Raw genomic sequence first — 7,282 nt, 5'->3', positions numbered from 1 at the left:
CCTGTCAGCCGTGACCTGTCAGGCCTCGGCGCCCACGGGGACCCGTGCGCGGGTGGGTGCCGCGGCGACCGAATCGACGCCGGCCGAGGCACGCATGTACACCACGCGGGTGATGATCGCGGCCACCACGTAGAAGACCATGAACACGACGAACGCCGAGGTGGCCGCCCCCGAGGACTGGTAGGACGTGCGCAGGGTCATGTTGATGAGGAACCCACCGAACGCCCCGACCGCGCCGGCGACCCCGATGAGTGCTCCCGCATGAGCCCGCGACCACGAGGTCCGTGCGGCCTCGTCGAGTCCGAGCGTGTGACTGCGGGCCTCGAAGACGGACGGGATCATCTTGTACACCGAGGCGTTCCCCACCCCGGTGAGCCCGAAGAGTGTCAGGAAGGCCGCGAAGAACAACACGAGCGCGCCCCCCGAGAGGCGGCCGTCATTCGAGGCCTGGATGTTCGAGGTCACCACGAGTGCCACCGTGGTGACCGCCATTCCGCAGAACACCGCGAAGGTCACCCGTGCGCCGCCGAACCGGTCGGAGAGCCGGCCGCCGACCATGCGGGTCAGCGAGCCCAGCAGCGGTCCGAGGAAGGTGATCTGCGCCGCGTGGAGCGCCGCCTGGGCGGGATCCTGGCCGTTGCCGGTGAAGGTCATGGTGAGCATCTGTCCGAACGCGAAGGCGAAGCCGATGAACGAACCGAACGTGCCGATGTACAGCAGCGACAGCACCCAGCCGTCCTTGTCGCGGGTCATGTCTTTCATGCTCTGGACGTCAACGGTCTGGTGCGCGAGGTTGTCCATCTTCAGGGCCGCGCCGATCCCCGCGACCACGAGGAGGACGATGTAGACCCCGATCACCCAGTGGGGTGACCGGTTACCCGCGAGGGCGATCACGATGAGCCCCACGATCTGGATCGTCGCCACGCCCAGATTGCCCCCGCCCGCGTTGAGGCCGAGCGCCCAGCCCTTCTCCCGTTGGGGGAAGAAGGCGTTGATGTTGGTCATGGACGACGCGAAGTTGGCGCCGCCCAGCCCGGCGATCGCGCCGACGACGAGGTACAGCCACAGCGGTTGACCCGGGTTCGCCATGATCCACAACATCCCGACCGCGGGGATGAGCAGGACGAAGGCCGAGAACATGGTCCAGTTGCGGCCTCCGAAGGTCGCCGTGGCGAGCGTGTACGGGATGCGCAGGAAGGCCCCGGTCAACGTGACCACCGCGGAGACCAGGAATTTGTCGGGGGCGTCCAGCCCGTAGACGTCCTGGGGCATGAACAGCACCATGACGGCGAACAGGGTCCACACCGAGAACCCGACGTGCTCGGCGAACACCGACCAATAGAGGTTGCGCATGGCGGTCTTCCTGCCGCCCGCCTCCCATTGCGCGTCGTCCTCCGGATCCCAGTTCTCTATGACGTGTGAGCGCGACATGAGGTCGACCCCCTCTCCAGTTAGGTGGACACCCCCTCGGTGCCCCTGCGCACAGACGTTATGCACGCCCTGTTTCCCCGGCGCTACCCGGTATGACGTCATGGTCACGGTGTCCTCACGTCCGTGCGATCCCGCCGTGAGGGCTCGGAGAGCGTGGTGTGATGGCGGCATGTCACACCCGTTCTCATTCCGCCGAGCCGTGCTCACCGTGGTCCTCGTGGCCGCACCGCTCTTCGGGTCGGCGGCGGTCGCGCCCACGGCTCTCGCCCAGTCGCTGGAGGATCCCGCCTAGCCGGCCGACCTCCCCTTCCCACCCGCCACCGGGGGCCCGTTCGGGTGGGCCGAACTCTCGTACTGTCCGTACGCCGTGGTGCCGTCGGACCCCCGGTTCTGGGCCCCGAACAGTGCACCCATGCGCGTAGTGTCCCCGCTCGGTAGGGACACGGAGATCTGGTGCTCGAACTGTGTCCTGCAGGGATCGGACTGCTGGCAACTCGACCCCTCGGGAACGCCCCACCGGCTCCACCGCGTCACCGGGCTCTCGGATGCGATCACCGGATCGACCGGCTCCGCGGCAGACGGGAGCGTCCGGGCCGCCTACGAGCTCGCCCATCAGCGAGGGTAGCCGGCCACGTCGGGCGGCGTCGGCAGCCCCGCCGGCACCGTCCCCGGTTCGGCCACCGACACCTGGGGCTCGCTCATGCCACTCTCCCCGTTCGGTGCCGACTCCCGCGGTTTCGACGTGTGGGTGCATCCCGGGTACGTGCCCGGGAGCTGAGTAACCTGGGGATCCTGTGAACCCGGTCGAAAGGATCCCCCGCCGTGCCGTTCCCCCTGGATGTTCCCGAGTCGGTCCTGCGCAGGCGCCGAAGCCAGAAGTGGGTGGCGTACCCGGAGGACGTCCTGCCGCTGTTCGTGGCGGAGACCGACGTCCTGCTGGCCCCGGCCATCCGGGAGCGCCTCGCCACAGCGGTCGCCGACGGTGACACCGGATACTTCGCCGAGATCGAGCGCCTCGCCGGGGTGTGCGCCCGGTACTACTCCGGGTTCGGGTTCGAGGTACCGGAGGAGTCGGTCGTCCCCGTCAACGATGTGGGCGTGGGCGTCCGCGAGTCGCTCGCGCGGACCCTGCCGGCGGGAAGCGCGGTGGTCTACACGCCACCGGTGTACATGCCGTTCGGACCGTGGATCCGGCGTGTGGGGATGTCACCCGTCGCGGTGCCCCTGGTCGACCACGACGGCGAGGACCCGCGGCTGGACCTCGTGGGCATCGAGCGCGCCCTGGCCGGCGGGGCCAGGGCCGTGCTCCTGAGCCACCCGCACAACCCCACGGGTGTCCTGCACTCCTCCGCGGAGTTGGCCGAGCTCGCCGAGCTGGCCGCACGCCACGACGCCGTGGTGGTCTCCGACGAGATCTGGGCGCCCCTGACGATGACCGGGGTCCGGTTCTCCTCGTTCCTGGCCGCCTCCGGCACCGCCCCCGAGGTGGGCTTGGCCATCTCCTCCGCGTCCAAGGCGTTCAACCTCGCCGGGCTCAAGTGCGCCTTCGTGGTCAACGGCAATCCCGAGCGGTTCGAGGTGCGGCGCTCGGCGTTGTCCGGCGCAGTGGGGCACTTCGGGGCGCTCGCCGCGGAAGCCGCGCTGACCGGGTCACTGGACTGGCTGGAGCAGATGAACGCCGCGCTGGCCTCGAACCTCGATCTGATGGAGCGGCTCATGGCCGAGCACCTCCCCCGCGCCAGGTGGCGCCGACCCGACGCCGGATTCGTGGCGTGGCTGGACCTTCGCGCCTACCCCGGGCTCGGTGACGACCCCGCCGCGGCGTTCCTCGACGACGGAAAGGTGGCGCTGAGCAACGGTCCAGCCTTCGGGCCCCAGGGCAAGGGGTTCGCGCGTGTGAACTTCGCGTGCTCCGAGGACATCCTCACCGAGGCCTTCACCCGGATGGGCCGCGTCGCCGCGGAGCGGGGCTGAGGGCGGCCCGCGCTCACCGACATTTCCTTTTTCTCGGAACCGCCCCGGGGAAATTGCGCCCCGGCCCGCCACACCCGTTATTCGGTGAGCGAATCAGGGTCACCACTCGCGGAATTGTTCACGGCACTCAAATTCACTACCGGCATAGCCTTTCCCTTATCGTTGCCGTACCCTCATTAGGCATACCTAACAAGCCCGGAGGACTCATGGAGACGATCATTTCCGCACCCTTGTCGAGAGCACTACATGACTCGACGATGGCCGCGCATGAACAGGCGGAGAACGCCTCGTTCATCACCCGCCTGATGAACGGTGAGGGCACGCCGGCAGGCCTGGTCGCGCTCCTCCGGCAGTCGCTCCCCGTCTACGCGACGCTCGAGGACGCCTGCCGCGGGGTCGGCGCGGACCCGAGACTGTCCGCCATTCTCGACCCGCGCCTCGAGCGGACCGGTGCGTTGCGAGCCGATCTGGAGTCGCACCGCGCCCAGGGCCGCTCCTTCGACACGGTGGTGCCCGCCACCGAGGCCTACGTGGCCGAGTTGCGCGCGTGCGCGACCGACCCGGCCGCCCTGATCGGGCACCACTACGTCCGGTACCTCGGCGACCTCTCGGGCGGGCAGATCATCCGGACGATGGTGCGCCGCCACTACGGCATCGAGACCGGTCTGAGCTTCTACGACTTCGACATCGCCAAGCCCAAGGTCTACAAGGACGACTACCGGGCCGCACTGGACGCCCTCCCGCTGGGCGAGACAGACCGCGCGTCCGCTCTGGCCGCCGCCACCCGGGCCTTCGACCTCAACCACCGGATCTTCCTCGACCTGGAGGCCCTGGGCGTCCGCTGACCGACTGCCACATGCCGACACGCGACGCGGCCCCGACACCGGATCGGTGTCGGGGCCGCATCCGGTGTGTGCGCCCTACATCAGGCTGCCGAACAGGTTCGTCATGCCCGCGAGCGAGCCGCCGCCCCCGGTACCGGTGTCGTCGTCGTCATCATCTCCGCCGGTGGTGAAGGTGATCGGCGTGCTGAGTTCCCACGCGGCGTGGACGGCGCCGGAGGCCGCGTAGGTGTAGATCCCGTAGCTCCCGGTCTGCGACTTCGCGTCGGCCGCGTCCTTGGACACGGTGACGGTCGTGGTGAAGGTGCCGTCGGGCCGCAGCTCGACGGCCCCCGCGGCGGCTCCGCCGATGGTGGCGTGGTTCTCCGCCGCCAGGACCCACTTCTGCTCGACGACCGTGCGAGCGGCGGAGGTACCGCCCGCCGAGGGCTTCCATGCATCCCCGAACTTGCCGTAGACCAGGTAGAACCCGGCGGGCTTGCCCGCGAGCGGCGGACGGGTGCCCAGAACCGACGGGTCGGTGAACCCGGAACCCGTGATGGTCACCTCGTGGCTTCCGTCAGCGGCCAGAGTGGTGTCCGAGACGGTGATCTCGGGGGTGCCGACGGGCACCTGGGTCTCGTCCTCGGTCAGCTCGTAGGTCACCTGGAGCGGCAGCGGCCCCTTGAGGTTCTGGTCTCCTCCACACCCGGTGTTGTAGTAGTGCGGGTGCACCGAGCTCGGCACGGCCGCCAACCACTCGGGGGTCCACGCGCCCCAGATGTTCGGCGCGGTGCAGGAACGGTCCTGGTTCCCGCCGTTGTGCTGCACTCCCGCGTACTGGGGCGACAGGGTGATGGTGCCGTCCTGGGCCACCTGGGCGGCGCCCGGACCGAACGACAGGACGGTCGTGCGACCGGCGTTGACCTCGGGAGTCGGGGTGCCGTTCATGTCAGTCGCCGCGCCGATGGTCACATCGGCGTCGAGCGTTCCGGACCCGTCGGCGTTGACGGTCAGCTTCGGATCGGCCAGGGTCTCATCCGGCGCGTTGAGGTTGGCGGGGTAGGCGTTGAAGGTGATCTCGCCGTCCCAGTCGATGGTGACGGTCCCGTCCGCGCCGCGCGCACCCTCACCGTCGGAGAACTTGATGGCGTTGGGCGTCGCCTGCTGTCCCGAGACGATGTTCACGGGCATCGAGGTGGCCGGGAACGCAGCGGGGGTGTACTCGGTCTGCGCGCCACCCGAGACCGACCCGACGAGCGCCGAGGCGTCGCCGGAGGCGTCGACGATGCGCCACGGTCCGAAGATGCCCTTCTGGGCGTATCCGCTGATGCCCCAGACGAACGAGGCGTCCGTGACGGTCCCCGGGGTCGCCTCCTGGGCCTGGGCCGCCGGGGCTGCGACGACTCCGGCCAGCAACGCGAGCGTCGCCCCCAGCATCGTGCCCCGTCGGCCGGCGAGCGCGAGCCGGGATCGAGATGTGTTCACATCAGTCCTTTCGTCGAACTGTCTGGTAGAACAGCACTGCCGCGAGCGCGAGCAGTGCGGTCCCCACCCACCACTGCCATTGGTGGGTGGGGTTTCCGGCCTTCTGGGAGCCGGAAGTCTGGGCGTAGACCACGTCGGAGCCGTTGAGGGGTGTGTTGGCCGCCACGGGGATCGTCGACTGGTCAACGAGGGGTGGGGTCGCCGCGGGTGAGGACCCGCCTGACGACGGGCCGCTCGGGGATGCGGGGATCGTGGCGACGGTGCCGCCCACGGTCCCGGCGGTGAGAGGGGCTCCGGCGGTGTAGTAGTCCGCGAAATACTCTTCGAAGACCTCGTCCACACCGCCCCCCTCGGCGGCCGACGCGTCCGGTGCCGCCGCGGCCGGGCCCGCGCTGTCCCGCGCGGCGTTCACCGCATCGGGTTGGAGCGGTTTCCACGCCTCGTCCATCCACGCGGCAGCGGTGTCGGCGACGTCGGTCCCCGCGGCCCGGAGGATCTGTTCGACCGTGTCGTCGAGGACCCTACCGACGATTCCGCCGGACCCGCCGGACCCACCGGAATTCGGCATTTCCTCGGGTTCATCCGAATTCCAACTCACCGCTATCGGCAGCGCGGGTTTCGTACCGTCAGAGGTTCCGGTCGAATACCAGAATCCCCCGGATCCCGCTTCCGCGGCGAAGTCCACGAATTCCCGCGGGAAAGCTCCCCAATACGCGCCGTCTCTCGTCTGAGGGTTTTCTCCGGCACCGGCGGAATAGGGCACACCGAGGTATTCGGGAGTCACGGAGAACCCTTTTTTCCCTCCCAGTTCCACGCGACTGCGGGGGAGATTCGCGAGGACGACGGTGCGGGACGGCACCGGGGTCGACACCTCGGGGTTGTCCTGGGCGCTCCGTCTCCCACCCAGGGTCGCGGTCACGGTGGCCTTCGTGGGCGTGACCGTGAGGACCGGGTCGGTGACGCTGAGGAACACCAGGCCCGAGTAGTACAGGACCGACGCGGTGCCCTTCCACTGGATCTCCGCCGTGCCCGAGGCGGCGTCGACGGTTCCGGTCCCCTTGCCGAAGACCATCTCGAGGCCGCTGTATCTGCTCGAGGCGGCGTCACGGAGGGCGGTGCCCGCCTGGTCGGTCTGCGTCCCGGCCCAGGTCGCGGTCGATGTCCCACCGTTCGCGGACCGCTTCTCGATCGTCACCTGTCCCGACGTGGCCCTCCATGTCTGTTCGGTGATCGTCGCCCCGGGCCCGGCGAGCGCCGCCGAGCTGTCCCCGGCGGAGAGGAAGTTGAGTCCGGGTCCGTGGCTGGGCCCGGCGCTCTGCCTGCTCAACCCCCATCGGAACTCGGCATCGGTCAGCTCGACCGCCGAGTCCTGTGCTCGGGCCGCCGGCGAGTACATCAGCGAGCCGAGGGCGAGGGCCAGGGCCAGGGCCAGGACCAGGGCGGCGCCCCGGCGGTGGCCCGATAACTGGTCACTGGTCATCGGGATCTCCTTCGGTGTGAGCTCTCGTGTGGGGGGCCGGGTGCCCGTCGGCACCGCCGGCGTCGGCGAGGCGTCTCCGGTTGACCGC

At 69.5% G+C, this 7,282-nt stretch carries 7 protein-coding genes; 4 read left to right on the top strand and 3 right to left on the bottom strand.

What is annotated here, in order from left to right; all coding sequences use genetic code 11:
• Positions 1 to 18 precede the first annotated feature (18 nt).
• Complete coding sequence (locus tag G6026_RS02640) at positions 19 to 1,431, bottom strand: nitrate/nitrite transporter (protein WP_107755828.1); 1,413 nt, start codon at positions 1,429 to 1,431, stop codon at positions 19 to 21.
• A gap of 169 nt (positions 1,432 to 1,600) precedes the next feature.
• On the opposite strand from G6026_RS02640, the gene G6026_RS17745 reads away from it, so the two are divergent.
• The 4 genes from G6026_RS17745 to G6026_RS02625 all read left to right on the top strand — a co-directional run bounded on the left by G6026_RS17745 (position 1,601) and on the right by G6026_RS02625 (position 4,250).
• Positions 1,601 to 1,723, top strand: a complete 123-nt coding sequence (locus G6026_RS17745; RefSeq protein ID WP_255458028.1) for a hypothetical protein — start codon at positions 1,601 to 1,603, stop codon at positions 1,721 to 1,723.
• A gap of 120 nt (positions 1,724 to 1,843) precedes the next feature.
• Positions 1,844 to 2,056 (top strand): hypothetical protein, encoded by a 213-nt coding sequence (locus tag G6026_RS02635; protein WP_182612191.1) that lies wholly within the window; start codon positions 1,844 to 1,846, stop codon positions 2,054 to 2,056.
• Positions 2,057 to 2,253: 197 nt separating this feature from the next.
• Entirely contained in the window at positions 2,254 to 3,405 is a 1,152-nt protein-coding gene (locus tag G6026_RS02630; protein ID WP_182612190.1) for an aminotransferase class I/II-fold pyridoxal phosphate-dependent enzyme, read from the top strand.
• A gap of 206 nt (positions 3,406 to 3,611) precedes the next feature.
• Positions 3,612 to 4,250: a biliverdin-producing heme oxygenase gene (locus tag G6026_RS02625; RefSeq protein WP_228549292.1), complete on the top strand. Its 639-nt coding sequence runs from the start codon at positions 3,612 to 3,614 to the stop codon at positions 4,248 to 4,250.
• A gap of 75 nt (positions 4,251 to 4,325) precedes the next feature.
• Here G6026_RS02625 and G6026_RS02620 read toward each other — a convergent pair whose 3' ends face one another.
• Complete coding sequence (locus tag G6026_RS02620) at positions 4,326 to 5,714, bottom strand: hypothetical protein (RefSeq protein ID WP_182612188.1); 1,389 nt, start codon at positions 5,712 to 5,714, stop codon at positions 4,326 to 4,328.
• A 1-nt stretch (position 5,715) separates the two neighbouring features.
• On the bottom strand, positions 5,716 to 7,194 hold the full coding sequence (locus G6026_RS02615) for an HtaA domain-containing protein (protein ID WP_182612187.1): 1,479 nt from the start codon (positions 7,192 to 7,194) through the stop codon (positions 5,716 to 5,718).
• Positions 7,195 to 7,282: the final 88 nt, after the last annotated feature.

Origin of the sequence: Dietzia sp. DQ11-38-2, from assembly GCF_014145055.1 — a bacterium.
GTDB lineage: Bacteria > Actinomycetota > Actinomycetes > Mycobacteriales > Mycobacteriaceae > Dietzia.
The sequence above is the reverse complement of the archived record's forward strand: the minus strand, read 5'-3'. Positions and strand labels throughout refer to the sequence as shown.

Excerpts from the sequence above, each read along its gene's own strand:
- G6026_RS02640 (WP_107755828.1), bottom strand. The coding sequence starts at position 1,431 with ATGTCGCGCTCACACGTCATAGAGAACTGGGATCCGGAGGACGACGCG.
- G6026_RS17745 (WP_255458028.1), top strand. The coding sequence starts at position 1,601 with ATGTCACACCCGTTCTCATTCCGCCGAGCCGTGCTCACCGTGGTCCTC.
- G6026_RS02635 (WP_182612191.1), top strand. The coding sequence starts at position 1,844 with ATGCGCGTAGTGTCCCCGCTCGGTAGGGACACGGAGATCTGGTGCTCG.
- G6026_RS02625 (WP_228549292.1), top strand. The coding sequence starts at position 3,612 with ATGGAGACGATCATTTCCGCACCCTTGTCGAGAGCACTACATGACTCG.
- G6026_RS02615 (WP_182612187.1), bottom strand. The coding sequence starts at position 7,194 with ATGACCAGTGACCAGTTATCGGGCCACCGCCGGGGCGCCGCCCTGGTC.